Origin of the sequence: Pseudomonas sp. WPR_5_2 (genome assembly GCF_003634475.1) — a bacterium.
GTDB classification, from domain to species: domain Bacteria; phylum Pseudomonadota; class Gammaproteobacteria; order Pseudomonadales; family Pseudomonadaceae; genus Aquipseudomonas; species Aquipseudomonas izuensis.
The window spans coordinates 1,444,923-1,471,683 of record NZ_RBLA01000001.1; the positions used below are offsets into that span (position 1 = coordinate 1,444,923).

The following is a 26,761-nucleotide window of genomic DNA, read 5'->3' on the forward strand; positions in this document are numbered from 1 at the left end:
ATACAAACCCCCTGGAAAAACGCGTTTTTGCGTCTGTGTGTATCCCCCGGGAAGCCAGATACACTGCAATACAAACGCCTGCGGGCGAGCGAGCCAAGGCTCGATAGACTGTGCGACATCCCCCGTTGATAGAGGCAAGTCCCCATGGAACACGTCGATCACATTCTCATCGTTGACGATGACCGCGAGATCCGGGAACTGGTGGGCAACTACCTTAAGAAGAACGGCTTGCGCACCACAGTCGTGGCGGATGGCCGGCAAATGCGCACCTTCCTCGAGTCCACCCCGGTGGACCTGATCGTGCTGGACATCATGATGCCGGGCGACGATGGCCTGATGCTCTGCCGCGAACTGCGCGCCGGCAAACACAAGGCCACTCCGGTGCTGATGCTCACCGCGCGCAACGATGAAACAGACCGCATCATCGGCCTGGAAATGGGCGCCGACGATTACCTGGTCAAGCCATTCGCCGCCCGTGAACTGCTGGCTCGCATCAACGCCGTCCTGCGTCGCACGCGGATGCTGCCACCGAACCTGGTGGTGACCGAGAGCAGTCGGCTGCTGGCCTTCGGGCGCTGGCAGCTGGACACATCCGCCCGGCACCTGCTCGACGGCGACGGCACCATGGTCGCCCTCAGCGGTGCCGAATACCGTTTGCTGCGGGTGTTCCTCGATCATCCGCAGCGGGTGCTCAATCGCGATCAGTTGCTCAACCTGACCCAGGGCCGCGACGCCGACCTGTTCGATCGCTCCATCGACCTGCTGGTGAGCCGCCTGCGCCAGCGCCTGCTGGACGATGCCCGCGAACCGGCCTACATCAAGACCGTGCGCAGCGAGGGCTACGTGTTCTCCCTGCCAGTGGAAATCGTGGGGGCGCCAGCATGAGCCTCTCGATGCACTGGCCCCGCACCCTGGCTTCGCGGTTGTCACTGATCTTCCTGATCGGCCTGATCCTGGCCCAGGCACTGTCCTTTGGTGCGCAGTACTACGAGCGTTACGAAAGCGCGAAGAACACCATGCTCGGGAACCTGGAAACCGACGTCTCGACGTCCATCGCCATTCTTGACCGCTTGCCTGTCGAGGAACGTGCCGGTTGGCTCAAACAACTGGACCGGCGCAATTATCGCTATCTGCTGGATGACGGCTCGCCGGGCACCTCCATGGACATGGACATGCCCGAAGCGCCTATTGCGGTGAGCTCTATCAAGGACGCCATCGGCATGGATTACCCGATGACCGTGACCGACATTCCCGGTCCGCAAAAACGCTTTCAGGTCCACCTGAAACTGTCGGACGGCAGCCCGGTGACCATCGATGTGCGGCCTTCGATGCAGCCGCTGTCGCCCTGGCTGCCCTTTGTGTTGCTCGGGCAACTGGCTTTGATGATCGCCTGCACCTGGCTGGCCGTGCGCATCGCCATCCGTCCCCTCACCCGCCTCGCCGAAGCCGTGGACACCCTCGACCCCAACACCCACCCGGTGCTGCTGGACGAAAAAGGCCCGACCGAAGTGGCCCACGCGGCCAAGGCCTTCAATGCCATGCAGGCACGCATCGCGGCCTACCTGAAAGAACGCATGCAATTGCTGGCGGCAATCTCCCACGACCTGCAAACGCCAATCACCCGGATGAAACTGCGCGCCGAATTCATGGATGATTCCGTGGAGAAGGACAAACTGTGGAACGACCTGGGCGAGATGGAACACCTGGTGCGCGAAGGCGTGGCCTATGCCCGCAGCGTCCATGGCGCCACCGAAGAAAGTCGCCGTACCGACCTGGACTCGTTCCTCGATAGCCTGGTGTTCGATTATCAGGACATGGGCAAGGAAGTTCAGCTGAGCGGCAAAAGCACCACCGTTATCGACACCCGCCCCCATGCGTTGCGGCGGGTGCTGGTGAACCTGACGGATAACGCGCTGAAATTCGCCGGTGCGGCGGAGTTGCTCGTAGAGAAAAAGGCCGATGGCAGCGTGTCGGTGAAAGTCATGGACCGTGGTCCGGGCATTGCCGAAGAGGAACTGGCCCTGGTCATGGAGCCGTTCTACCGCGTGGAGAATTCGCGTAACCGCAGTACCGGCGGCACCGGTCTGGGCCTGGCGATTGCGCAGCAACTGGCGTTGGCGATCGGGGGATCGCTGACCTTGAGCAATCGCGAGGGTGGCGGGTTGTGCGCCGAGCTCAAATTGCACGGATAAAAGAAACGGTGGGAGCGAGCCTGCTCGCGAAGAGGCCAGCACAGTCAACATTTTTGCTGTCTGACACTGCGCCTTCGCAAGCAGGCTCGCTCCACTGGGGACGGTGGCGGTTAAGCAAGTCCCGCCACTAAATAACGAACCGTGCCACCAACCCATTCAGATTCACCGCCAGCCCCGACAATTCATGGCTGGCAACGCTGGTCTGGTTGGCACCGGCCGCAGATTGACTGGCGAGGTCGCGAATGTTCACCAGGTTGCGGTCGACTTCACGGGACACCTGGGCCTGTTCCTCCGATGCACTGGCGATCACCAGGTTACGCTCGTTGATCAGGTGGATCGACTGGGTGATCTGCTCCAGGGCCACGCCGGCGGCGCGGGCCAATTCCAGGGTGCTCTGGGTGCGTTGATTGCTTTGCTGCATCGACGCGACAGCTTCACCGGTACCGTTCTGAATGCCGGCGACCATCTTCTCGATTTCCTGGGTCGATTGTGCCGTACGGTGGGCCAGCGCCCTCACCTCATCGGCGACCACGGCAAAACCGCGTCCGGCTTCACCGGCACGGGCGGCTTCGATCGCGGCGTTCAACGCCAGCAGGTTGGTTTGCTCGGCGATGGCGCGGATCACGTCCAACACCTTGCCAATGTCGCGCCCCTGGGCTGCCAGGCCTTCGATCATCAGCGAGGTATTGTGCACGTCGTGGGTCATGGTCTGGATCGCGTCGACGGTTTCCACCACACGATCACGGCCTTCGCGGGCGGCCTGGGTCGACTGGTTCGACGCTTCGGACGTCGATACCGCATTGCGCGCCACTTCTTCCACGGCGGCAGTCATTTCGTTGACGGCAGTGGCAGCCTGTTCAATCTCGTTGTTCTGTTGTTGCAGCCCCCGGGAGGCGTCCTGGGTCACCGCGCTGAGTTCTTCGGCGGCGGCACCCAGTTGCGAGGCGGAACCGGCGATCTGTTCGATGGTTTTGCGAAGGCTGGCCTGCATGTTCGACAAAGCACCGAGCAACCGCGCCGGCTCGTCCTGGCCATCGACCTCGATGACTTTGCTCAAATTACCATCGGCGATGGTTTGTGCCGCCAGCAACGCCCGGTTCAGCGGTGTAACAATGCTGCGAGTCAGCAACAAGGCCAACAATACGGTCATCACCGCGGCCATCACCGCCACGACGATGATGCCGGTGACAGCGGTGTTGTATTGCTCGCCCGACTCTGTCAGCGCAGCCTTTGAATAAGCGGTATTGAGCGCAACCAGTTTATTGAGTTGCTCACCCATCTGATCGGTACCGTCCTTGATTCGCGAGTTGATCAGGCTGCGCATTTCATCGAGCTTGTTCTGGCTCGACAGCTCCATCATCTGGCTCTGGGCCTGCATGTAGTTGTCGAGGGTGGCGGTGAATGTCTTGTACAGCGCGGCTTCTTCCGGCTGGGCGGGCAAAGCGGCGTAGCTTGCCTGGGCATTGCGCAGATTATTGTTCAGGACGGTGATACGAGCCTGCGCCTCCTGCAATGCGGCCGGCTCACGGTTGACCAGGATGCGGAACGAAAGAATGCGCATGCGCAGGACGTTTTCCGTCATGTTGCCAAGAAAGCCGACACTGGGCAGTTGCGTCGAGCCCATATCGATTGATGCCTGGCGGATGATCGACATGCGATTGACGGCAAACACCCCCAGCACGATGACCAACAGGGCAATAAAGGCAAACCCCAGAAAAGCTCTAGGCGCGATGTTCAGGTTACGCAGAGACATAGGATGATTCTCGGATGGTTGAGGCGACGAGCATCCTTGCCGAGATCACTGAAAGGCTGGCGTGGGCACACAGTTTTTCAGTCTGGCGCCACTGTTGTAATTGGTTTGTGCGCGCCTGTGAGTTGTATCGGCCAGTCTTGAATTTTTTTGCGGGGATCGAGCAAATAAATTTCAACGACTTACAGGCGTTTCATGGATGCAACAGATGGGACGAGCGTACAGATTCGTCTGCCGGAACATCACGCGCCAGTGCCTTGTAGGAAGCGTCTGGCATCAATCTGTTTTTTCCATTGCTAGCATTGCACCCGGCGGATTTAAAACCTGATAAGCCGCTTTTTGCATATACGCTTACTGAAACCCGGCAATGGAATACCGATAAATGGATGACAACAGAAGGCCGATCAAGGCGCGCTCTGCGGGCTGGGCCAAACGCATCACCGACCTGCTGGTCAAACGCGACATTTCACCCAACCAGATCTCCGTCGCCAGCGTGTTCTTTGCGCTGGCGGGCGCGATTGCGCTGAATATCGACAACGGTGTGATCGGCTCGATCTGCTGCGCCGTCGGTATTCAATTGCGCCTGCTGTGCAATCTCTTCGACGGCATGGTGGCCATCGAGGGCGGCAAGCAATCGGACATCGGCAGCCTCTATAACGAATTCCCCGACCGTATCGCCGACAGCCTGCTGATCGTGGGGCTCGGCTATGCCGTCGCGCAGCCGGGCCTTGGCTGGTTTGCCGCCCTTGCCGCTGCATTGACGGCGTATGTCCGGGTGTTCGGTGGTTCGATCGGCCTGAAACAGAGCTTCATGGGGCCTATGGCCAAGCAGCATCGGATGGCGTTGATGACCGCGGGGCTGTTACTGAACGCCATCGAGGCCCACGTGTACGGCACGCACTATCTGCTGTTGTTGACACTGATCGTCATCGCCATCGGCGCCGCTGCAACCTGCGTCACCCGAACCCTGGCGATCGCCCGGCAACTGAAGGAGTCCGGCCATGTGGATCAGTAATGCCCTGATCGCGGTGCTTCGATTGCTGATCGGCGTCACCGCCCGCTGGGAAGGCCCGCCCGACCTGAGCCGGCAACGCATTTACTACGCCAACCACACCAGCCACATGGACACCCTGGCAATCATCGCAGCCCTGCCCCCTGAAGCCCGGGTCAATGTGAAGCCGGTCGCCGCCGCCGACTACTGGGGCAAGAACCGGTTTCTCTCGTACATCTCCCGGCAAGGGCTCAACGCGGTCCTGATCGAGCGCAATCCGGCGCCGGGGACCAATGTACTGGAGCCGATTTTCGATGTGGTGCGGGCCGGTTGTTCGATCATCATTTTCCCCGAAGGCACGCGCTCGACCCAGGCCCTGCCAGGGGCATTCAAATCCGGACTGTATCGCCTGGGCGAGTCCTTTCCCGATGTCGACCTGGTGCCCATCTACCTGGAAAACCTCCATCGCTCCATGCCCAAGGGCAAGCACGTCCCGCTGCCGATTCTCTGCACGATCCGCATCGGCAATCCGCTGCAAAGGATTGAGGGCGAGGACAAACAGGTGTTCCTGGAGCGGGCGCGTGACGCCATCGTGAGGCTGTCGAAATGAGTCTTGAGCAAAAATTCCTGTGGTTCTTTGCCGCCATCGCCTGTTTGTTGGCAGTAGCGTCAATGGTCGGTCGGGTGCTGGCCAAACGGGCCACGACCGAAAGCTCGATCGCCACCATCGAAAACCTCAACCAGCGGGTGAACGCCTGGTGGGGAATGGTCATCATCTTTTTCGTGTCCTGGTGGCTGGGACCGAATGCGACGGTGGTGCTGTTCGGTTTCATTTCCCTGTTCGCCCTCAGGGAATTCATCACCTTGACGCCCACCACGCTGGGCGATCACAACGCGCTGTTTTCGGCGTTCTTCATCCTGATACCCCTGCAGTATCTGCTGATCGGTACCCATTGGTACTCGATGTTCACCTTGTTGATACCGGTGTATGCCTTCCTGCTGCTGCCGGCGATTGCGGTGTTGAGCCAGGACACCGATGCCTTTCTGGAAAGAACCTCGAAGATCCAGTGGGGCGTGATGATCTGCATCTACTGCATCAGCCACGCGCCCGCCCTACTGCTGCTGGATCTGCGCGGCTTCACCGGGCAGAACGCGTTGCTGCTGTTCTACCTGGTGTTCGTCGTGCAGATGAGTGATGTGTTGCAGTACGTTTTCGGCAAGCTGTTCGGCAAGCACAAGGTCGCGCCCTTGGTGAGCCCGTCGAAAACCGTGGAAGGCCTGGTGGGGGGCGGGCTGTCCGCCACGTTGATCGGTGGCTGCATGTTCTGGATGACGCCGTTCAGTTTCTGGCAGTCATTGGTGATGTCTTTGGTGATCGTGGTGATGGGCTTTCTCGGAGGCCTGGTCATGTCGGCGATCAAGCGCAGCCTGAGCGCCAAGGACTGGGGCACGATGATCAAGGGGCACGGCGGCATGCTCGACCGAATGGACTCGATTTGTTTTGCCGCGCCAATCTTCTTTCACCTGACGCGGTATTTTTTCTCCACTTGAATTGACGGCAAATCCCCCTGTGGGAGCGAGCCTGTTCGCGAAAGCAATTTGACAGACGCATTGATGTTGAATGTGCCGACGTCTTCGCGAGCAGGCTCGCTCCCACAGGAAATGCGTTCACTCAGCAAATCGTACCCACTACCCCTTCCCCCTGCATCTGCCGCAACAACGCCAAGCCGTTATCAAAGAATTCCTGCGACCCGCTTTTCCCCGCCTCCACCGCCAACCCTTGCAGCTGCGCCCGCCCGCTCAACCCGGGAAACTCTTCAAGGCGTTGCAACAACCGCCATGCCAATGGACTCAGCCCGGAAAACTTCACACTCCAGTCTTCGGCCCGACGCACCAACAGCAATGTCGGATGCTCCGGTGCAGTGTCCGGCTGGTAATCCGGTCCGACCAACTGTACGGGCCAGGTATAGGCCAACGGCCAGGCCAATGGCGAAACCTGCAACGGGCGATCCAGTAGCGAATCCACATCGCCGGTTGCCAACAGCTCGGCTTCGGATTGCTGCAAGGCCATTTCCACCCATTCATAGTGCGCCAGCTCCACCATGAAGGGTGGCCACGAACCATCGGCCAACGCCATCGGTTCAGAGGCGAGAAACTCGACGAACTCCTCGGCGATTTCACCAAATTTCGGGGTATGGGCGCGGTAGTCGCGCAGGAAGATCCGCACCAGCGTCCGCCAGCGCTCTTCACCAAGAATTTTCACCAGCACCGGAAAGGTGCCGCTGATCAGCGACGACAGGTTGTTGAACACCAGTTCGCGGTAAACCCGCGCCCGTGCCGGGTCCATTTCGGGTGGTGGCGCGCAGTGGTCGGGGTCGCGCAGGTACAGGCCCATGTTGCTCTGTTGATCAAACAGCGAGCGCTTGGCCACGGTTCACCTCCTCAGTCTGCAACCGGCGAATGGTCTGTAATTCGGCGACCAGTTCGGAGAACGCCGGAAAGTTGAAATCCCGCTCCAGCAAGGTCGGCTGCGCGCCGAACCGGGCGTAGGCCTGCGCCAGCAACGACCACACCGCCGGTTTGACCGAGGCGCCATGGGTGTCGATTTTCAGGGTGTCGGACTCATCGAAGTGCCCGGCGATGTGCATGGCCACCACACGGTCCGCATCGATGCCGGCCAGGAAAGTACGCGGATCAAAACCGTGGTTGATCGAGTTGACGTACACGTTGTTGACGTCCAGCAACAGGTCGCAATCGGCTTCGCGCAGGACGGCATTGGTGAAGGTCACCTCGTCCATGTCCTGCTGTGGCGCGGCGTAGTAGGAAACGTTTTCCACCGCCAGGCGCCGACCGAGAATGTCCTGGGACTGACGGATGCGCGCGGCGACGTGGTGCACCGCTTCTTCGGTAAAAGGCAGCGGCAACAGGTCGTAAAGGTGACCGTCATCGCTGCAATAGCTCAGATGCTCGCTGTACAGCGGCACGTTGTAGTGATCGAGGAACACCCGCACCTCTTGCAGAAACCCGACGTCCAGCGGCGAGGGTCCGCCCAGGGACAGGGACAAGCCGTGGCAGGACAACGGATAGCGCTCGGCCAGGGCCCGCAGCGCCGCGCCATGGGCGCCACCGATGCCGATCCAGTTCTCCGGCGCGACTTCCAGAAAATCGAAATGGCCAGCCGGGGCGGCCTGGAGGTCCTTCATCAAACCGCGACGCAAGCCGAGCCCGGCGCTGGCCTTGGGGTATGGGGTGGGAGTCTGCATGGTGTCGATCTCAAGGGTTGTCAGAACGTGTTCACAGTTAACCGAAGTGGTGTATCGGCTCTGTGTTGCGCGTCGACAGAAAACCGCAGGACTTGTATCGCCAACGGGTCTGTACACATTGAGGTACAAACCCGTTATCCGGCGTTACGCCAGGTCGTACTTCTCACGCACCAGATGACCGATGCCCATGCGATCCAGCACCGGCATCGGGCACAGGAAGGTCACCCGCACGGTGCCCGGCAGGCGGCTGATATCGATGGAACCGGTGATGGTGGCGCGGTTGAGCACTTCGTCATACGGCAGGCCGGTGACATCGGCGGCGCGGGTCAAGCCGTTCTCCACCGCCAGGTTGAGGTTTTCCCCGCTGCCGATGAAGGTGATCGGGCCACTTTGCTCGATTTCGTGCTGACCCCAACGCTCGCCCAGTGCGCGGACATTGGCCCGTTGTTCGGCGTTCATGGGGCGCGCCATCGGCGGCAGATCGTCGAGGTTTTGCAGGAGGATCGGCCCTTCCAGGGTCAGGTTTTTCACCACCTGCACCACCACTTCGGTTTCCCCGGAACAATCGGTGGCATGCCCGGCGATCTCGCCGTTGCCCTGCTGGGCGTGCATGTCGCCCATGTACACACCCGCTCCCGGCACTTTCACCGGGCAGATCAGCACGCAGCCTTCGCGGATCGAGTTGGTGTCCATGTGCCCGTCGGTCTTGGCCGCGTGCAACTCTTCGCGGGTCATGCCGAAACGGTGCGGGGCGTTGATCAGGTACTGGCCGAAATCGGCACAGTTGTGCGAGTCGGGCAAGTCGCGGGAAGGCATCGTGCCGATGTTGCCGAGGAACGGCCGCATGTGCGCGGCGACACCGGGGATATCGGCGCGGGCCAGGGACAGGATCGAATGCTGCGCGGCGAATTCCGGCAGCGCCGACATCTCGGACGCCTTGCCGGCCAGTCGGTTGGCGATGTCCTGGTTGACCGTCAAGCTGACCTGATTCTGCGCATCGAACACGATCACATAGCCGTGGCTGAAACGGAACGCGCTGACCTCGGCGCCACAGTGGTTGCAGCGAATCGCTTCTGCGCCGATGCCTTCGACGTGGCTTGCCGGATGCTCGGTGCCACACTTGGAGCAAAACTTGGAAACGAACGGGTCGCCGTTGTAGCGCCCCTCGACGAAGCTCATAACGCCGGACGAGGTGGCCAGGGAGGTGACGCGCATGCTCTTGATCTTGATCGCGACGGCATCGCCAATTTCCGCACCGGCGATGGCCACCGGTTGCGTCACTTCATGGCCGCCTTCGAAGGCCGGGGTGATCATCGGCCCCCAACAGCCCGGCGGCGTCCCGGTGATCAGGGTACCGCCGTCGGCCAATGGGCCGAGCATCGGCTGGCTGGGGCCGATGATGCCGTTGGTGTAGTGATCGACCCGAAGGCGATTGACAGGTTCGGATTTATTGTCGATTTCAGGCTGGAGCATGGTCATTGTTATCCCCTTGACGGTGTGGAGGGTGCCAGACGGCCTTCACAGTTCATCGCAGGTTTGTATCTGGTCTGTGTTCGGCGGTGGTCGGGAATTGAGGGGGACTGTATCGGGAGGCCGGTTAGACACACTGGGATACATGGGCTCCTGCCGCCGAACCCTGTGGGAGCAAGGCTTGCCCGCGATGGCGGTGTATCAGTTGGAAAGATGTTGTCTGACACACCGCCATCGCGGGCAAGCCTTGCTCCCACAGAGACTCTCGTCGCCTCGGTTAACAGTGCACACCTTGCGAACTAAACTTAATGCACCCAGGACGCGCAAACGTCCTGCCCATTCCCGCGACCACCGCCCAGGGGCGAATGCCTCGACAAACAATGCCTCTGGACCCTGATCCTCTTGAAGGAGCACACGTGATGGACGAGGCCAGACTCAACGATTTCATGGGCAAACTGGTGAATGACATGGGGGGCGCGGCAATGCTCGCCAACGTCATTCTCGGCGAGGAGCTCGGCCTGTACCGGGCCATGGCCGACAGCCAGCCGATCAGCCCGGAAACACTCGCCGACAAGACCGGCTGCAATCCCCGCCTGGTGCGCGAATGGCTCAGCGCCCACGCGGCCTCCGGCTACATGGAGCACACCGACGGCCAGTTCCGCCTGCCCGAAGAACAAGCCCTGGCCCTGGCCATCGAAGACTCACCGGTCTATATCGCAGGGGGTATCGGGGTGGTCGCGTCGTTTTTCCATGACAAGGACAAACTGGTCAAAGCCATGCGCGGCAACGGCGCCCTGCCCTGGGGTGATCACCATCCGTGCATGTTCAGTGGCACGGAGCGGTTCTTCCGACCCGGCTACAAGGCGCACCTGATCGCCGAATGGCTGCCGGCCCTCGACGGCGTGGTGGCCAAACTGGAGGCCGGGGCCAAAGTGGCAGACATCGGCTGCGGCCATGGCGCTTCGACGGTGATCATGGCCCAGGCCTATCCGGATTCGCGGTTCGTCGGTTTCGACTACCACGCGCCATCGGTCACCGTCGCCACCCAACGCGCCGAAGAAGGCGGCGTGTCTGGCCGGGCACGGTTCTTCCAGGGCACGGCAAAGAGCTACCCCGGCAACGACTATGACCTGGTCTGCTACTTCGACTGCCTGCACGACATGGGCGACCCGGTAGGCGCGGCCAAACATGCCTACGAGTCGTTGAAGCCGGACGGCACAGTGTTGCTGGTGGAACCGTTCGCCCATGACTCGCTGGACGAAAACATCACCCCGGTCGGCCGGTTGTTCTACGCTGCATCAACCTTCATTTGCACGCCAAACTCGCTGTCCCAGGAGGTGGGCCTCGGCCTCGGCGCCCAGGCGGGCGAGGCACGGTTGCGCAAAGTGTTCACCGAGGCCGGGTTCTCGAGTTTCCGTCGGGCCACCGAAACTCCGTTCAACCTGATTCTCGAAGCCCGCAAATAAATAGGGCCCCCTGTAGGAGCTGGCTTGCCAGCGAAGGCGGAGCATCTGTCGATAATGGATCGACTGGACGATTGCCTTCGCTGGCAAGCCAGCTCCTACAAAAGCGTCTACCGGAGTGTTGAAGATGCTCGACAACCTGCTCCACAACCAGCTCGATCGCCTCCAGCAACTCATGGCCGACGAGCCGTTCGTGGTCCTGACCGGTGCCGGTATCAGCACCCCGTCGGGCATTCCGGACTATCGCGACAACCAGGGCGTGCGGCGTGGGCGGCAGCCGATGATGTATCAGGAGTTTCTTTCGGCGCCCGAATCCCGTCGGCGCTATTGGGCGCGGGCGATGCTCGGCTGGCCGCGAGTGCGCCAGGCGCAGCCGAACGTGGCCCACGACACCCTGGCCCGCCTGCAGAGCACCCGGCGAATCAGCGGCTTGATCACGCAGAACGTCGACACCTTGCACGACCAGGCCGGCAGCCATGACGTGATCGAACTCCACGGCAGCCTGCACCGGGTGTTGTGCCTGGATTGCAGACAGCGCAGCGGGCGCGATTCGATCCAGCACCTGATGGAAGCGCAAAACCCCTATCTGGCCGGTGTGGACGCGGTGCAGGCCCCGGACGGCGACACCCTACTGGACGCCGCTTTCGAAGCGCGCTTCCAGGTGCCGCATTGTCCCCATTGCGCGGGTGCGCGGATGAAGCCGGACGTGGTGTTTTTCGGCGAAAACGTCGCCCGTGAAACTGCGGCCAAAGCCATGGCGGCGGTGGAAAAGGCAGCGGGGTTGCTGGTGGTGGGGTCGTCGCTGATGGCGTACTCGGCCTTTCGACTGTGCCGGGCGGTGGTGGATCAGGGCAAGCCGTTGCTGGCGATCAACCTGGGCAAGACCCGGGCCGATGAGATGCTGGATTTGAAGATAGAGGGGTCGTGTGAGCAGCTGTTGCCTCTATTGGCGCACCGCCTTTCACTCGGTTCAACCTAAAACCCTGTGGGAGCGGGCTTGCCCGCGATGAGGCCGGTAAATCCAGCATATTTGTGGACTGAACCACCGCCATCGCGGGCAAGCCCGCTCCCACAGGGATGGTGGTCAGTGCCCGACTACCTTTCGGCCAAGATTTTCTTCTTTGAGCACATCAAACAACGCCTGCGCCGCCGCCGACAGCTCTCCCCCGGGCAGGGTCAGCACACCGACAGCCCGCTCCACCACCGGGTGGCTCAAGGTGATGCAATGCGCGCCCAGTTCGCGCATTTGCCCGGCGCACAAGGCGGGCACGGCGCTGACGCCCAAACCGCTGGCGACCATGCGCCCGACGGTCGCCAATTGATGGCTTTCAAACTCTACCGGTAACTTCATGCCCCTGGCCTGCAAATGCTCTTCCAGCATCACCCGTACCGTCGACGGTCGTTGCAAGGTGATGAACGGTTCCTTGAGCAAGGTCTGCCAGTCGATTTGATCCAGCTCGACCAGTGGCGAGCCATGGGGCACCACCGCCACGAACCGGTCCATGTACAACGGGGTGAACTGCAACGAGGAGCTCTGGGTCGGCTCAAACGCCACCCCCAGTTCCACCTGGCGGTCACGGACCATTTCCAGCACCTGTTCGTTGATCACATCGTTGACCGTGACGTTGACTTTCGGATAGCGGGCGCGGAAGGTCTTGAGCATCGGCGGCAGCAGGTTGCCGGCAAACGATGGCATGGCCGCCAGGGTCACACGACCGCGCTGGAGGGTGAAACGCTGGCGTAGCTCATCCTCGGCATTGTCCCAGTCGGCGATCAGGCGGCGCGCCAGGGGCACCAGGGATTCGCCCTCGGCAGTCAGCGCCACGTTGCGGGTGTTGCGGGTGAACAACCGTCCACCCAGGCCTTCTTCCAGCGCCTTGATGGTCAGGCTCAAGGCCGATTGCGACAGGTGCAGGCGCTCGCAGGCCACGGCGAAACTCAGGCTCTGGGCCACGGCCAGGAAGGCGCGGATCTGCTTGATGGTCATGGTCGCTTCGCTCCAGATATAAGCTACAAGCTTTAAGCTGCAAGTTGAAAAGCAGTGATTTGTTGAGTTTTATGAATTAATCGACATTAAAAATCAACTTAACAAATGAATACTCCGGCGCGACACTCCATCCATACGGCTAGCCAGCCGCCCACAAAGAATAAAAGAGGTGCATATGGCAGGTTTCGACAAGCGCGTGAGTTCCTACGAGGAAGCTCTGGCAGGTCTTGAAGACGGCATGACCGTGATCGCTGGCGGCTTCGGCCTGTGCGGCATCCCGGAAAACCTGATCGCCGAGATCAAGCGCAAAGGCACTCGCGACCTCACCGTGGTTTCCAACAACTGCGGCGTCGACGGTTTCGGCCTCGGCGTGCTGCTGACAGATCGCCAGATCAGCAAAGTAGTCGCGTCCTACGTCGGCGAGAACAAGCTGTTCGAAGAGCAACTGCTCAAGGGCGAAATCGAAGTCATCCTGACCCCCCAAGGCACTCTCGCCGAAAAAATGCGCGCCGGCGGCGCCGGTATCCCGGCCTTCTTCACTGCCACCGGTGTCGGTACTCCAGTCGCCGAAGGCAAGGAAGTGCGCGAATTCCATGGCCGCAAGTACCTGATGGAAGAATCCATCACCGGCGACTTCGCCATCGTCAAAGGCTGGAAAGCCGACCATTTCGGTAACGTCATCTACCGTCACACCGCCCAGAACTTCAACCCGCTGGCCGCCACTGCCGGCAAGATCACCGTGGTCGAAGTCGAAGAAATCGTCGAACCCGGCGAGCTGGACCCGGCGCAGATCCACACCCCTGGCATCTACGTCGACCGGATCATCTGCGGCACGTTCGAGAAGCGCATCGAACAGCGCACCGTGCGTAAGTGATCCCCTGCCCCCGGACCGAATGAAGGAATAACAACAATGGCACTTTCCCGCGAACAAATGGCTCAACGCGTCGCCCGCGAAATGCAGGACGGCTACTACGTGAACCTGGGCATCGGCATTCCGACCCTGGTCGCCAACTACATCCCCGAAGGCATGGAAGTCATGCTGCAGTCGGAAAACGGCCTGCTCGGCATGGGTCCTTTTCCTACTGAAGAAACCATCGATGCCGACATGATCAACGCCGGCAAGCAAACCGTGACCGCGCGTATCGGCGCGTCGATCTTCTCCTCGGCCGAGTCCTTCGCGATGATCCGCGGTGGTCATGTCGACCTGACCGTACTGGGTGCCTTCGAAGTCGACGTGCAAGGCAACATCGCCTCGTGGATGATCCCCGGCAAGCTGGTCAAGGGCATGGGCGGTGCCATGGACCTGGTGGCCGGCGCAGACAACATCATCGTGATCATGACCCACGCGTCCAAGGACGGTGAGTCCAAGCTCCTGTCCCAATGCAGCCTGCCGCTGACCGGCGCCGGGTGCATCAAGCGCGTACTGACCGACCTGGCCTACCTGGAAATCGAAAACGGCGCGTTCATTCTCAAAGAACGCGCACCGGGTGTCAGCGTCGAAGAGATCGTCGCCAAAACCGCCGGTAAACTGATCGTCCCGGACCACGTTCCGGAAATGCAGTTCACTGCCCAGTGAGGAATCATTCCATGCAAGAAGTCGTCATTGTTGCCGCCACGCGCACCGCGATCGGCAGTTTCCAGGGTGGCCTGGCCAATGTTTCTGCTGTTGACCTCGGCGCGGCGGTGATCCGTCAGCTGCTGGCGCAAACCGGCCTGGATCCCGCGCAAGTCGATGAAGTGATCATGGGCCAGGTGTTGACCGCCGGCGCCGGGCAAAACCCTGCGCGCCAGGCTTCCATCAAGGCCGGCCTGCCCTTCGCGGTCCCTGCCATGACCTTGAACAAGGTCTGCGGCTCGGGCTTGAAAGCCCTGCACCTGGCTACCCAGGCGATTCGCTGTGGCGATGCCGATGTGATCATCGCCGGTGGCCAGGAAAGCATGAGCCTGGCCAACTACGTGATCCCCGGTGCCCGCACCGGCCTGCGCATGGGTCACTCGCAAATCGTCGACACCATGATCAGCGACGGCCTGTGGGACGCATTCAACGATTACCACATGGGCATCACCGCCGAGAACCTGGCGGAGAAGTACGGCATCAGCCGTGAACAGCAGGACGCCTTCGCCGCCGCCTCGCAGCAGAAAGCCACGGCCGCTATTGAAGCCGGGCGTTTTGTCGATGAGATCACGCCGATCCTGATCCCGCAGCGCAAGGGCGATCCGCTGTCCTTCGCCACCGACGAGCAGCCACGGGCCGGCACCACCGCCGAATCCCTGGGCAAGCTCAAATCTGCCTTCAAGAAGGACGGTTCGGTGACCGCCGGTAATGCTTCGTCGCTGAACGACGGTGCCGCCGCCGTGATCCTGATGAGCGCGGAAAAAGCCAAGGCCCTGGGCCTGCCAGTACTGGCCAGGATCGCCGCTTACGCGAACGCCGGCGTGGACCCGGCGATCATGGGCATCGGCCCGGTATCGGCCACCCGCCGCTGCCTGGACAAGGCCGGCTGGTCCATCGATCAGCTTGAGCTGGTTGAGGCCAACGAAGCGTTCGCCGCCCAATCCCTGGCCGTGGCCAAGGACCTGGAATGGGACCTGGACAAGGTCAACGTCAACGGCGGCGCCATCGCCCTCGGTCACCCGATCGGTGCCTCGGGCTGCCGTGTGCTGGTAACCCTGCTGCATGAAATGATCAAGCGTGACGCCAAGAAAGGCCTCGCCACCCTGTGCATCGGCGGTGGTCAGGGCGTGGCTTTGGCGATCGAGCGGGCGTAAAGCGTTCAACAGACTGCGCGGGGACCCACGAAGAACCGTCGCAGTCTGAAAAAACACCCGGTGCGACTTACGTTGCACCGGGTTCTTTTTTTCTGCACTTTCAGGTAGACCGCGTTATCGTTCTTCGCGAGCAGGCTCGCTCCCACAGGAGTATGCGTTTCAAACTGTGGGAGCGAGCCTGCTCGCGAAGAGGCCGGCCCATTCACCCGAAAAGCTGCAGGATCAACCAACCATTCGCCCCACTGATCACCCCAAACAACCCCCAGGCCAACACCCGCGTCGGCAGCCGATTCACAAACGGTCCCATCAGTGCCTGATCATTGGTCATGCGAATCAGCGGATACAGCGCAAACGGCAACTGCAGGCTCAGCACCACCTGACTCAGCACCAACAGCTTTCCCACCGCCTCGTCTCCCATCAGCCACACGCCAATGAACGCCGGGATCAATGCCAGCCCACGGGTGATCAGACGCCGTTGCCAGCAAGGAATCCGCAGGTTGAGGAAACCCTCCATGATCACCTGGCCGGCGATGGTGCCGGTGAAGGTCGAACTCTGCCCCGACGCCAGCAGCGCGACGCCGAACAGCACACTGGCCAATGCCCCGCCCACCAGTGGGTCGAGCAAGTGATAGGCGTCCTGAATGTCCACCACATCGGTATGCCCGCTCTGGTGAAACGCCGCGGCAGCGAGGATCAGGATCGCCGCGTTGACCAGCAGCGCCAGGGCCAGGGAGCCGATGGTGTCGATGCGCGCCAGCTTGACCGCGTCCTGTTTGCTGGCCACGTCCTTGCCGATCAGCCGTGTTTGCACGATGGAAGTGTGCAGGTACAGGTTATGCGGCATCACCGTCGCGCCGAGAATGCCGATGGCCAGGTACAGTGGCGCGGCGTCGGCAAGAGCGGAAAGTGAGGGTTTGAAGCCTTGGGCAACGTCCGGCCAATAAGGTTTGATCAACAGCAGCTCGACAAAAAAACACACGCCAATGGTGCCCACCAGCACCAGCATGATGGCTTCCAGGCGGCGGAAGCCACGGTTCTGCAGGGCCAGCACCAGCAACGTGTCGAACGCCGTGAGGCCGATGCCGAACGTCAGCGAACAACCGAGCAACAAATGAAACGCCAAGGCGCAACCGAGCACTTCGGCAAGGTCCGTGGCGATGATCGAGATTTCCGCCAGCGCCCACTGAGTGTGCGCTGTTCGTGTGCCGTAGCGCTCTCGGCACAGCTGCGCCAGGTCACGCCCGGTGGCGATGCCGAGCCGCGAACACAGGCACTGCACCACCATCCCCGCCAGGCTCGCCAGCAGCACCACGAACAGCAGGCTGTAGCCAAACCGCGACCCTGCCTCGATCGCGGTCGCCCAGTTGCCCGGGTCCATGTAGCCGATGGACACCAGCAAACCGGGGCCGGCAAAGCGCAAAACACGTTTGAAAAACGACGCGCCGGGATCAACGGCAACGGTACCCGCCACTTCCGGCGGGCAAAACGGCGCGGTGCCGACTTTGGGCAAACTGAATTTCACGCGATGGTCCGTCAACAGGTGGGAGGCGCCCAGATTAGACGGTTCAGCCCATGCGCAACACCCTGTGTAGGAGCTGGCATGCCAGCGAACGCCATTTTACGTTCAAGGACGATGTTGGGTGGACCGCCGTCTTCGCTGCGGTGCGACGATTGGACAAGCCAGCGCCTACAGGATGCGTGTTTTGTATACAACATTTGCGCACATGTAGAGCAATCCGTCCTCCGCGATGCTAACGTTGCCGCTTGACACAGATTGGAGATGTGCCCGTGCTGATGCTCAAACTGCTGATAATCCCAGGATTCCTGCTGCTGATTTCCCTGGCCGGCAAGCGCTGGGGGCCGAGCGTGGCGGGTTGGTTGTCGGGATTGCCGGTAGTGGTCGGGCCGATTCTGTTCTTCCTCGCCATCGAACAGGGTGAACGGTTCGCCGCGCAATCGGCGTTGGCGGCGCTGTCGGCCATGTTTGCGATGATCGCCTTCTGCGTGACCTACGCCCAGGTCGCGCAACGGGCGAATTGGCCGCTGGCCCTGGCGATTTCGCTGTCGGTATGGGGCGTGGTCGCGGTGCTGCTGTCGTTGATCCCGCCGTCGCTGCTGTTTTCGGTGATGGCTGCTGCAACGGCCCTATTGGCCGCCCCCTACCTGTTCCCGTCGGTGCGGCCGACCATTTCAGGCCCTGCGCCGAAGTCCGACAAACTGCTGCTGCGCATGATGGCCGGCGCCCTGCTGACCCTGGCCGTTACTTTGCTCGCCAGCACCGTCGGCGACCGCTGGAGCGGGTTGCTCGCGGTGTTCCCGGTGCTGGGCAGTGTGATGGCAGTGTTCTCCCATCAAACCCGTGGCCCGGCGTTTACCGCGGCCCTGCTGCGGGCGACCGCCACCGGCATGTATTCGTTCTCGGCGTTCTGCCTGGTATTGGCGCTGGCGTTGCCAGGGATGGGGATGAGCGCGTTTGCCCTCGGCGTGGCGGTATCGGTGGCGATGCTGGGCGTGACCAGACACCTGCTGGCGCGGCCCGTCGCTGCAGTGACGGCGGACGCTGGACGAACCGCGATCAAGCGCTAAGCTGCATCAGGTCATCGGGCAAGGAAGTCGCCCGTTCCACGACTGAAGGAACAGACATGGCCACGTCTCGCGTCCGTAGTGCCCACTCCGCCACCGCGGTTGGTGTGATCGCCATATTCCTCTGGTCCTGCCTGGCGTTATTGACCACCCTCACCGAAGGCCTGCCCCCGTTTGAAGTACTGACCCTGAGTTTCGGCGTGGCGTTTGTCGCCAGCCTGGTCATCCTGGGTCGAAACGGCATCAGCGGATTCAACAGCTGGCGCCAACCCTGGGCGGTATGGGCAACGGGGTTTGTCGGCATCTTCGTTTACCACGCGCTGTACTTTTTCGCCCTCAAGGCCGCGCCGGCGGCCGAAGCCAGCCTGATCAACTACCTGTGGCCGCTGTTGCTGGTGCTGCTTTCGACCTGCGCCGCCGCAGAGAGGCTGCACAAGCGCCAAGTGCTCGGCGCCCTGCTGGGCCTGGCAGGCACAGCCTTCATCATGCAGCAACGCGACTCAGGCACCGGCGGCGCCATGCCGATCCCCGGCTACCTCGCAGCGTTTGGCTGTGCCCTGATCTGGGCCGGATATTCGGTGTTCAACCGTCGGTTCAAGGAAGTACCGAGCAGCATCATCGGGGGCATCTGCGGTATGTCTGCCGTGGGCGGACTGATCTGTCATCTGGCTTTCGAAACCACCGTATGGCCCGACGCGAATCAGTGGGCCGCGATTGTCGTGCTCGGTCTGGGCCCGGCGGGGCTGGCGTTTTTTGCCTGGGACCACGCCACCAAACACGGCAGCCTCGCCACTCTGGGCGCGCTGTCTTACCTGGCACCGCTGATTTCCACCCTGCTGCTGATCGTCGTCGGGCGCAGCCATGCCAGCCCGGTCCTGATGATTCCAGCGCTGCTGATTATTGCCGGTGCGGTGATTGCCACCACACGGGCAACGGCGAAAGCGCCTGCAACACCTTCGATGGTTTCGCACGAATAGCCCAACAACTCCGTACGTCAATCGAACAGGTTTCGCCCACTATCAGCCTCAGTTCCTAACCCCTGTTGACTGAGGCCTACACCATGAAATTCTTTTTCCACCCTTCGCCGAACCCGATGAAAGTCGCCCTGTTGCTCGAAGAATTGCAAACGCCCTACGAGCTGATCGGCGTCGATACCTTCAAGGGCGAACAACACCTGCCAGCCTTTCTGGCAATCAATCCGAACGCCAAGGTGCCTGCGCTGGTCGATGGCGATGCCACGGTCTTCGACTCCCAGGCGATCCTGTTGCACCTGGCGCAAAAGCATCAACGCTTCCTGCCGACCAGCAGTGCCGGCAATGCCGAACTGCTGTCGTGGCTGATGTTCATCGCCACCGGCCTGTCGCCGTTCTCAGGCCAGGCCGTACACTTCCTGCACCACGCGCCGGAAGACCTGCCCTACGCGAAAAACCGCTACTTCAAGGAAGTCGAACGCCACTATCGCGTACTCGACCAGCGCCTGGCCGAGCATCAATACCTGGCCGGCGACAGCTACAGCATTGCCGACATGGCGCTCTGGGGCTGGGCCAACTACGCGCCGTATATCCTCGGTGAAAACGGGCTGGCGGCCTACCCGAACGTCAAGCGCCTGTTCGATGAAATAAGCGCCCGCCCGGCCGCCCAACGCGCGCTCGGCCTGAAGGAGAAACTGGTGCTGAAGGCGGAATTCGACGAAGAAACCCGCCGCAACCTGTTTCCGCAAAACCAGGCGCAGTAAGCCATTCCCGACCGTCGAAGGTGATGAAATGAGTGATCAAGTCGCGTTTATCGTTTACCTGCCGGCCAAACCGGAACGTTTCGCCGAAACGAGGGAACGGCTGCTGGAGGTGGTCCACCAGATGTCCGCCGAGCCGGACTTCGTCAACACCTGGGTGCACCAACTTCAAGACGACCCGAACACCCTGGTGCTCTACGAAACCTGGAACTGCAGCAAGGAAGACTTCATCGCTCGTCACTTGAGCAAGCCGTATCGCCAGGAATACGAGCGGTTACTGCCGCAGTTGCTGGCCAGCGAGCGGCGGATCGAGTTTCTGGAGGTGATCGAGAGCTATCCGGTGCGGCGCGAAGCCTAAGCGTATTGCATTGTTTGACGTTACCGGGGCGACCGTCCGTTAGCCCACACTGGAACCTGCCACAACCTCCATGGGATGATCGCGCCCCCCACCGCGCGACCATCCCTGGAGATTCACTGATGTCACTGTTTAGTAAAAAAGCCGTTGTCCTGCTGCTGGCGGCGGTTGCCACTTTGGGGGCTTTGAATGCGCAGGCCGCCAAGGCCACGGCTCCGACCAAGGAGGCGGCATCGACCCAGAAGGTCTCGATGCTCGGCGGCAAATTCACGTTCACCTTGCCCAAGGGCTTCGTCGCCAACCCGCTGCCGACCAGCCCCACCGGCGCGAGCGGCACCATGTACGCCAACGAAACCACCAAGACCGTGATCATTGCGGCTGAAAACAGCCTGCCGGAAGGCACCCAGGTCAAGGACAACGACGGCGCGTTTCTCGATGGCACCGCCGCCGACTTCGACGCGGCGCAACGCAAGGCCCTGCCGGACTACAACAAGCTCAGCGAAAAAAGCCTGACCCTGAAAACTACCGGGCTGGGTGTGCGTCAGGTCGACAGCACCGCGACCCAGGGTGGTGGCATGACCCTCAATACCACGCTGATGGCAGCGTCCGGCGGACGCATGACTGTGATTCAGGTCATTTCCCGCCCCGGCGACATGGCGGCCCACGAGACGCTGATCAAGCAGATCGTCAGCGGCAAATAAACCTCAGGGGTTGAGTCGCTGTAGCCAGGCGCTCAGGTCCTGCATTTCTTCGGCACTGATGTTATGGCCGACACCCTGGTAGGCGTGAAATTCGGGTTCGAGTGACACGCTCTGCAACAGGCTGTTGGCCTCGGTGCCGTCGCTGTACGGCAGACGCTTGTCCGCCGTGCCATGACCGATGAATATCGCCAGCGACTGGCGTTTTTCATCCGGTTTCAGCTCGGACCGCAACACCGGCAGAATCCGCCCGCTCAATGCGGCGATCCCGCCTACCGCCTCGGGGTGCCGCAGGGCGACTTCATAGGACATGATCGCGCCCTGGCTGAATCCCACCAGAAACACCCTGGCCGGTTCGGTGTGATATTTCTTCGCCGCCTGTGCGACGAAATCCAGCAGCAACTGGCCGCTGGTCTTCAGATCATCGGTCTCGCCGTTGTAGGCACCTTCGCCCTTTTTGCGAAACCACTGGTAGCTGCCCTCTTCCATCACCATCGGCGCGCGGACCGACAGGTAGGTGTATTGCGCGGGCAACTCATCCTTGATGCCGAACAGATCCTGCTCGTTACTGCCGTAGCCGTGAAGGAAAATCACCAGGGGCTGATCGCGGGAATCGAGGTTGGCCTGCTCCAGGTACTTGAGCGGCAGGTCGGTTTGCAGCGGGGTTTGAGCGTGGACAGCGGCGGATGCCAGCAGCGTGAGCAGAGCGAGAAACTTCAACATAAGCCTTCCTTCACAGTGCGCAGGATTCGGGGCAAAGCCTAACATTTCTTCCCATCATCTCATGCACTTCTGTGGGAGCTGCCTTGCCAGCGATAGCGCCCTCAAGGACCTCATCGCTGGCAAGCCAGCTCCTACAGATGAATCGGATCAGTCGTTGATCAGCTTACCCACCCGAATCGGCTCACGTCCCGCCACCTTCGCCTGCCAGGTCCCCGGTTGCGTATAGCGCCCGCGATCAATGGCAAACAGCACACCACTGGTCCCCGCCCGCACGGTGGTGACTTTGTCGTTCAGCGGGTCGACCACTTCGAACAGTGCATCGCCCTTCTCCACCCACTCACCGGCCTCACGCAGAAAACTGACCACCCCGTGATGTGGCGCGAACAGGTATTCGGTGCCTTCGAACGGCATGCCTTCACAGCAATCATTCGGCGCCGCCGGCCAGGTGCCATTGATGAAACCCTGCTCGGCGAGAAAGCCCAGAATTGCCTCGCAATTGGCTTGGGCCTGGTCCACACGGGTGTCGCCCATGCTGCCCAGCTCCAGGGTTGTCGCCAGGTTGGCCGGTGGAATCGCCGCGTCGGGAAACGCTCTTGCCAGGCGCAACCACGGCGAGGAACAAGATTCGTCGAAGGAGCTGCCGCCGGAATCTTCACACAGCAACGCCACGCCGGCCTTCAAGCGCGCCGCCAGCGATTGCCACTGCGGCCAGTGCTGCGGTAATGCGTAAATGTGGATGGCCGCATCGAAGTCGCAATGCAGATCGAGGGTGATATCGGCATCACAGGCATGGCGTAACAACAAGCGATGCATCGCTTCCAGTTGCGAAGCCGGAGCCGGCAAGCCATCGAGCACCTGGCCCATGGCCTGGCGGATCAGCGCGATATTGGCCTGCGCGTCGCTGCCCAGGCGATCACCGATCAACGCTGCCACCGGGGCACTGAGTTCGACGAACGCGCGGTTGAAGTTCTTGCCGCTGCCCAATTCGAAGCGGCCCATGTGGCTGCCTTGCAAGTGCTGATCGAGACCGATGGGGTTGGCCACCGGCACCAGTTCGATCACACCCTGCAACTGGCCCTGACTTTCCAGCTCGGACAAACGCTTCTTCAGTTCCCAGGCCGTGCGCATGCCCGGCAGCTCATCGGCGTGCAGGCTGGCCTGGATGTAGACCTTGCGAGTGCCATTGCCATAACGGAACACACTGAGGGTGCGTTCGGTTCCGAGGTGGCTCCAGGGTAGTGGATGGACGATGCGTTGCATGGGGGGGAACTCCTGAAGTTTTGAACGGCGAGATCACCTGTGGGAGCGAGCCTGCTCGCGAAAGCGGTATAACAGGTGACATCATTGCTGAATGTCAAACCGCATTCGCGAGCAGGCTCGCTCCCACAGGGTTCTCTTCTGAAATTGAAAGCATAAAAAAAATGGCAGCCGCGTCAACGGCTGCCATTTTTTAAACGGTTCGATTACTCGCCGTAAACGTCAAACTTGAAGTACTTGTCCTGCACTTGCTTGTACTTGCCGTTGGCACGAATTTCGGTGATGGCCTTGTTGAATTGCTCGGCCAGGACGGTATCGCCCTTACGCACAGCGATACCGGCACCGCCGCCGAAGTATTTCGGATCGTTGTACTCAGGACCCACGAAAGCGAAGCCTTTACCCGCGTCGGTCTTCAGGAAACCGTCGTCGAGGTTGACCGAGTCGGCCAGCAGCGCATCGACGCGACCGGAGACCATGTCCAGGTTGGCTTCCTGCTGGGAGCCGTAACGCACCAGTTGAATACCGGCCGGTACCAGCACTTCGGTGGCGAAGCGGTCATGAGTACTGGCGCGCAGCACACCGACCTTCTTGCCCTTGAGCTCGGTCAGCGGGTCCTTGATGTCGGTGCCTTCCTTCATCACGAAGCGCGCCGGGGTGTGGTAGTACTTGATGGTGAAATCGACGTTCTTCTTGCGGTCGTCGGTGATGGTCATGGACGACAGGATGGCGTCGATTTTCTTGACCTTCAGTGCCGGGATCAGGCCGTCGAATTCCTGCTCGACCCACGTGCACTTCACTTTCATCTGCTCGCACAGCGCGTCGCCGATATCGACGTCGAAACCGGTGAGTTTGCCATCAGGGGTTTTCATCGAGAATGGCGGGTAACCGGCTTCGATACCGATGCGGATCGGCTTGGCGTCTTCGGCCACGGCGGTCAGGGACAACATCGACAGTGCCAGGGCACCGAACATCACTAGCTTCTTCATTTATAACTCCTGTGTGCGGAGGCTTTATAAGCATCTTATATAGACAGCTTCGATAGGCAGCTTTCGGTCGTTCGCTTGTGGCGGGCAAGACCGAAGTGGCCGGCAGTCTAGAGTGGCTTGGGCGGTGGCACAAGATTTCGGCAGCGGTCCGACTGAAGAGTCTTGCTGGCGACGAGCCCTTTTTTACGGCACATTGACCGCCAGACCGCCCATTCAAGAGAAGCGTGATGTCCGAGTTGAATCTGATCCAGCACCACCCCGCCGAGGGCCCGGGCGCCATCGCTGAGTGGGCCACCTCCCGAGGGGTGACACTGAACGTCTTTCGCGCTGACCTCGATCAGTTGCCAGCGGTGAGCTCGGCACCAGCGATTCTGCTGGGCGGCCCCTATGAATCCAACGCCGGACCGGCATGGCTCGAAGCCGAACGCCAATGGCTGGCCGCCAGCCTGAAGCAGGATGCCCCCGTGTTCGCCATCTGCCTGGGAGCGCAGTTGCTGGCCCTGGCCCTGGGTGGCAATGTGCGGCGCATGGAACGCACCGAAACCGGATGGACCACCGTTAACTTCAGCGACGGTCAGTGTTTGAGCGTGCTGGAATGGCACGAAGACGCCATTGACCTGCCGCCGAATGCGCAATTGCTGGCCAGCAGCGAACAGTGTGCGCAACAGATGTACCGCGTCGGGCCGAACCGGATGGGCTTGCAGTTTCATCCAGAGTGGAATGCCGAGTCGGTGGCGCTGCTGAACCGGCATTTTGCCGAGGAGTCGCCGTTGCCTCGGGACCCGCAGGACAGCGCCGCCCATGCCGCCGTTTTTGACTGGTTGCAGGCGACGTTGGATGCGTGGTGGCGCGCGGTTTAAATGGAGGAGCCGGCTTGCTGGCGATGGCTGCGTATCAGACGCTGCATTGTCGACTGGACTGCCGTCTTCGCCAGCAAGCCGGCTCCTGCATGAGTGATTTCAGCATTCGCAACTGACAACGATATTGGCTGGCCTCTGCACCGCAACACTCAACTCAAACCCCTCATCCAGCCACCCGGTCACCCCACCGATCATCTCCTTGACCGGGTAACCCAGCGCCGCCAGTTTCACCGCCGCCTTGTTTGCGCCGTTGCAGTGCGGACCCGCGCAATAGACCACGAACAGGCTGGTTTTCGGGTAGGCCGCCAGACCTTCAGCCGTGAGTAACCGCCCCGGAATATTGATCGCACCCGGTACATGCCCACGCTCGAACGCCAATGGGCCACGCACGTCCACCAGGACGAAATCGATTTCACCGGCCTGCTGGCTGCCGTGAACGTCGGAACAATCGGTTTCGAATGTCAGGCGGTGGCTGAAGTGCATCAGGGCGATGGCCGACGGGGCGGCAGGAATTTCGCGGACCAGGCTGGTCATGGGCAGGACTCCAGGGTGTCATTGGGTGTGAGCAGACTTTATCCGCCTGCCACTTGCCGCTACAGTGGCGCACAAGACACTCACCGGGAATTTTCCGCCAAATGCAGCCTGCCCCTGGATTGGTCGCCATTCTGGCCTACGACGGCCTCTGTACGTTCGAGTTCGGCATCGCCGTGGAAATCTTCGGTCTGGCGCGGCCGGAATTCGATTTTCCCTGGTACGAACATCAAATTGTCGCCGTCGATCAGGGACCGATGCGCGCCATGGGTGGCATCCAGGTATTGGCCGATGGTGGCCTGGAACTGCTCGGGCACGCCCGCACCATCATCATTCCCGGCTGGCGCGACCGCAACGCTGCAGTACCCGAGGCGTTGCTTGCAGCGCTGCGCCAGGCCCATACCCGTGGCGCGCGGTTATTGTCGATCTGCTCGGGGGTGTTCGTATTGGCGGCTACCGGCTTGCTCGATGGTCACGGGGCTACCACTCATTGGCGCTACACCACGGAGCTGGCCGAGCGCTTTCCGGACATTGTGGTGGACCCGGACGTGTTGTATGTCGACTCGGGCCAATTGATCACCTCGGCCGGCAGCGCAGCCGGCATCGATGCCTGCCTGCACCTGGTGGCACGGGATTTCGGCACGCAGGTGGCCAATGCCGTGGCGCGGCGACTGGTGATGTCGCCGCAACGCACCGGTGGCCAGGCGCAATTCATTCCCACGCCGGTCAGTCCTACACCGCGCAGCGATCTTTCCCGCGTCATGCAGTGGGCACGCGAGCGGCTGCATGAACCGCTTGAGGTGCGCGACCTGGCGAGTGAAGCGGCCATGAGTGAACGCACATTCCTGCGGCGCTTCACCGAAGCCAGCGGCCAGTCGCCCAAGACATGGTTGCAACACGAACGCCTGGGCCGCGCCCGTGAACTGCTGGAAAGCACGAATCAAAACACCGAGCAAATTGCCCAGCGTTGTGGCTATCGTTCCGTGGAAAGCTTTCGGGTGGCGTTTCGCAGCGTGGTGGGCGTGCCGCCGTCGGTGTATCGGGAGCGGTTTGGGCGCGGGGTCAAAGTCATTTCCTGAGGTGACCGGTCAGGCCCCATCGCGAGCAGGCTCGCTCCCACATTTGAAATGCATTTCCCTGTGGGAGCGAGC

The 26,761-nt window shown here is 61.3% G+C and carries 27 protein-coding genes; 17 read left to right on the forward strand and 10 right to left on the reverse strand.

The features are described 5' to 3' along the window. Positions 1-144: 144 nt before the first annotated feature. Both BJ917_RS06365 and BJ917_RS06370 read left to right on the forward strand, forming a co-directional pair. Positions 145-885 (forward strand): response regulator, encoded by a 741-nt coding sequence (locus BJ917_RS06365; protein WP_096512324.1) that lies wholly within the window; start codon positions 145-147, stop codon positions 883-885. Then, a complete protein-coding gene (locus BJ917_RS06370; RefSeq protein WP_096512325.1) occupies positions 882-2,192 on the forward strand; it encodes an ATP-binding protein in 1,311 nt (436 codons plus the stop codon). Before BJ917_RS06365 ends, BJ917_RS06370 begins: the two co-directional genes overlap by 4 nt. A gap of 127 nt (positions 2,193-2,319) precedes the next feature. Here the strand turns inward: BJ917_RS06370 and BJ917_RS06375 are convergent, their stop codons facing one another. Continuing rightward, positions 2,320-3,945, reverse strand: a complete 1,626-nt coding sequence (locus BJ917_RS06375; RefSeq protein WP_096512326.1) for a methyl-accepting chemotaxis protein — start codon at positions 3,943-3,945, stop codon at positions 2,320-2,322. A 379-nt stretch (positions 3,946-4,324) separates the two neighbouring features. Here BJ917_RS06375 and BJ917_RS06380 point away from each other — a divergent pair, with 379 nt between their 5' ends. Genes BJ917_RS06380 through BJ917_RS06390 form a run of 3 tightly spaced genes read left to right on the forward strand, consistent with a single transcriptional unit; the run spans position 4,325 to position 6,484 of the window. Continuing rightward, positions 4,325-4,957, forward strand: coding sequence for a CDP-alcohol phosphatidyltransferase family protein (locus tag BJ917_RS06380; protein WP_121102653.1), 633 nt, complete (start codon positions 4,325-4,327; stop codon positions 4,955-4,957). Then, a complete protein-coding gene (locus tag BJ917_RS06385; RefSeq protein ID WP_121102655.1) occupies positions 4,944-5,543 on the forward strand; it encodes a 1-acyl-sn-glycerol-3-phosphate acyltransferase in 600 nt (199 codons plus the stop codon). The genes BJ917_RS06380 and BJ917_RS06385 overlap by 14 nt, the downstream gene beginning before the upstream one ends. Continuing rightward, on the forward strand, positions 5,540-6,484 hold the full coding sequence (locus BJ917_RS06390) for a phosphatidate cytidylyltransferase (protein WP_096512329.1): 945 nt from the start codon (positions 5,540-5,542) through the stop codon (positions 6,482-6,484). Before BJ917_RS06385 ends, BJ917_RS06390 begins: the two co-directional genes overlap by 4 nt. Positions 6,485-6,605: 121 nt before the next feature. Here BJ917_RS06390 and BJ917_RS06395 read toward each other — a convergent pair whose 3' ends face one another. The 3 genes from BJ917_RS06395 to BJ917_RS06405 form a co-directional block, all read right to left on the reverse strand. After that, complete coding sequence (locus BJ917_RS06395) at positions 6,606-7,364, reverse strand: DUF2063 domain-containing protein (protein WP_121102657.1); 759 nt, start codon at positions 7,362-7,364, stop codon at positions 6,606-6,608. After that, positions 7,342-8,196, reverse strand: a complete 855-nt coding sequence (locus BJ917_RS06400; RefSeq protein WP_096512331.1) for a DUF692 domain-containing protein — start codon at positions 8,194-8,196, stop codon at positions 7,342-7,344. Before BJ917_RS06400 ends, BJ917_RS06395 begins: the two co-directional genes overlap by 23 nt. A 144-nt stretch (positions 8,197-8,340) precedes the next feature. After that, positions 8,341-9,675 (reverse strand): acetamidase/formamidase family protein, encoded by a 1,335-nt coding sequence (locus tag BJ917_RS06405; RefSeq protein ID WP_096512332.1) that lies wholly within the window; start codon positions 9,673-9,675, stop codon positions 8,341-8,343. A gap of 410 nt (positions 9,676-10,085) precedes the next feature. On the opposite strand from BJ917_RS06405, the gene BJ917_RS06410 reads away from it, so the two are divergent. Both BJ917_RS06410 and BJ917_RS06415 read left to right on the forward strand, forming a co-directional pair. Then, positions 10,086-11,132 (forward strand): class I SAM-dependent methyltransferase, encoded by a 1,047-nt coding sequence (locus tag BJ917_RS06410; protein ID WP_096512333.1) that lies wholly within the window; start codon positions 10,086-10,088, stop codon positions 11,130-11,132. Between the two features lie 124 nt (positions 11,133-11,256). Then, complete coding sequence (locus BJ917_RS06415; RefSeq protein WP_121102659.1) at positions 11,257-12,108, forward strand: NAD-dependent protein deacetylase; 852 nt, start codon at positions 11,257-11,259, stop codon at positions 12,106-12,108. 105 nt (positions 12,109-12,213) lie between these two features. Here BJ917_RS06415 and BJ917_RS06425 read toward each other — a convergent pair whose 3' ends face one another. Beyond that, on the reverse strand, positions 12,214-13,116 hold the full coding sequence (locus BJ917_RS06425; RefSeq protein ID WP_121102661.1) for a LysR family transcriptional regulator: 903 nt from the start codon (positions 13,114-13,116) through the stop codon (positions 12,214-12,216). A 175-nt stretch (positions 13,117-13,291) separates the two neighbouring features. Here BJ917_RS06425 and BJ917_RS06430 point away from each other — a divergent pair, with 175 nt between their 5' ends. Genes BJ917_RS06430 through BJ917_RS06440 form a run of 3 tightly spaced genes read left to right on the forward strand, consistent with a single transcriptional unit; the run spans position 13,292 to position 15,885 of the window. Next, entirely contained in the window at positions 13,292-13,990 is a 699-nt protein-coding gene (locus tag BJ917_RS06430; RefSeq protein ID WP_007975747.1) for a CoA transferase subunit A, read from the forward strand. Positions 13,991-14,026: 36 nt separating this feature from the next. Then, entirely contained in the window at positions 14,027-14,692 is a 666-nt protein-coding gene (locus tag BJ917_RS06435; RefSeq protein WP_096512336.1) for a CoA transferase subunit B, read from the forward strand. An 11-nt stretch (positions 14,693-14,703) separates the two neighbouring features. Continuing rightward, positions 14,704-15,885 (forward strand): acetyl-CoA C-acetyltransferase, encoded by a 1,182-nt coding sequence (locus BJ917_RS06440; RefSeq protein ID WP_121102663.1) that lies wholly within the window; start codon positions 14,704-14,706, stop codon positions 15,883-15,885. A 202-nt stretch (positions 15,886-16,087) separates the two neighbouring features. On the opposite strand, the gene BJ917_RS06445 is transcribed toward BJ917_RS06440, so the two are convergent. Further along, positions 16,088-17,407 carry an Nramp family divalent metal transporter gene (locus BJ917_RS06445; protein WP_121102665.1) on the reverse strand — a complete coding sequence of 440 codons (1,320 nt, stop codon included), beginning with the start codon at positions 17,405-17,407 and terminating at the stop codon, positions 16,088-16,090. Positions 17,408-17,673: 266 nt separating this feature from the next. Between BJ917_RS06445 and BJ917_RS06450 the strand changes: the two genes are divergently transcribed. The 5 genes from BJ917_RS06450 (at position 17,674) to BJ917_RS06470 (ending at position 21,256) form a co-directional block, all read left to right on the forward strand. Continuing rightward, positions 17,674-18,471 carry a hypothetical protein gene (locus BJ917_RS06450; RefSeq protein ID WP_121102667.1) on the forward strand — a complete coding sequence of 266 codons (798 nt, stop codon included), beginning with the start codon at positions 17,674-17,676 and terminating at the stop codon, positions 18,469-18,471. Positions 18,472-18,527: 56 nt separating this feature from the next. Next, a complete protein-coding gene (locus BJ917_RS06455; protein ID WP_096512340.1) occupies positions 18,528-19,445 on the forward strand; it encodes a DMT family transporter in 918 nt (305 codons plus the stop codon). Between the two features lie 83 nt (positions 19,446-19,528). Next, on the forward strand, positions 19,529-20,203 hold the full coding sequence (locus tag BJ917_RS06460) for a glutathione S-transferase family protein (RefSeq protein ID WP_096512341.1): 675 nt from the start codon (positions 19,529-19,531) through the stop codon (positions 20,201-20,203). Positions 20,204-20,231: 28 nt separating this feature from the next. Further along, complete coding sequence (locus BJ917_RS06465) at positions 20,232-20,558, forward strand: putative quinol monooxygenase (RefSeq protein ID WP_121102669.1); 327 nt, start codon at positions 20,232-20,234, stop codon at positions 20,556-20,558. 119 nt (positions 20,559-20,677) lie between these two features. Further along, positions 20,678-21,256: a hypothetical protein gene (locus BJ917_RS06470; protein ID WP_121102672.1), complete on the forward strand. Its 579-nt coding sequence runs from the start codon at positions 20,678-20,680 to the stop codon at positions 21,254-21,256. Between the two features lie 3 nt (positions 21,257-21,259). On the opposite strand, the gene BJ917_RS06475 is transcribed toward BJ917_RS06470, so the two are convergent. The 3 genes from BJ917_RS06475 to BJ917_RS06485 all read right to left on the reverse strand — a co-directional run bounded on the left by BJ917_RS06475 (position 21,260) and on the right by BJ917_RS06485 (position 24,219). Continuing rightward, positions 21,260-21,976 carry an alpha/beta hydrolase gene (locus BJ917_RS06475; protein ID WP_121102674.1) on the reverse strand — a complete coding sequence of 239 codons (717 nt, stop codon included), beginning with the start codon at positions 21,974-21,976 and terminating at the stop codon, positions 21,260-21,262. A gap of 147 nt (positions 21,977-22,123) precedes the next feature. Beyond that, positions 22,124-23,236: a succinylglutamate desuccinylase/aspartoacylase family protein gene (locus tag BJ917_RS06480; protein WP_121102676.1), complete on the reverse strand. Its 1,113-nt coding sequence runs from the start codon at positions 23,234-23,236 to the stop codon at positions 22,124-22,126. Positions 23,237-23,439: 203 nt separating this feature from the next. Further along, positions 23,440-24,219, reverse strand: a complete 780-nt coding sequence (locus BJ917_RS06485) for an ABC transporter substrate-binding protein (RefSeq protein ID WP_096512346.1) — start codon at positions 24,217-24,219, stop codon at positions 23,440-23,442. A gap of 227 nt (positions 24,220-24,446) precedes the next feature. On the opposite strand from BJ917_RS06485, the gene BJ917_RS06490 reads away from it, so the two are divergent. Next, positions 24,447-25,079: a type 1 glutamine amidotransferase gene (locus BJ917_RS06490; protein WP_096512347.1), complete on the forward strand. Its 633-nt coding sequence runs from the start codon at positions 24,447-24,449 to the stop codon at positions 25,077-25,079. A gap of 99 nt (positions 25,080-25,178) precedes the next feature. Here BJ917_RS06490 and BJ917_RS06495 read toward each other — a convergent pair whose 3' ends face one another. Continuing rightward, on the reverse strand, positions 25,179-25,613 hold the full coding sequence (locus BJ917_RS06495; protein WP_121102678.1) for a rhodanese-like domain-containing protein: 435 nt from the start codon (positions 25,611-25,613) through the stop codon (positions 25,179-25,181). Positions 25,614-25,714: 101 nt separating this feature from the next. On the opposite strand from BJ917_RS06495, the gene ftrA reads away from it, so the two are divergent. Then, positions 25,715-26,689, forward strand: coding sequence for a transcriptional regulator FtrA (gene ftrA, locus BJ917_RS06500; RefSeq protein ID WP_096512349.1), 975 nt, complete (start codon positions 25,715-25,717; stop codon positions 26,687-26,689). Positions 26,690-26,761: the final 72 nt, after the last annotated feature.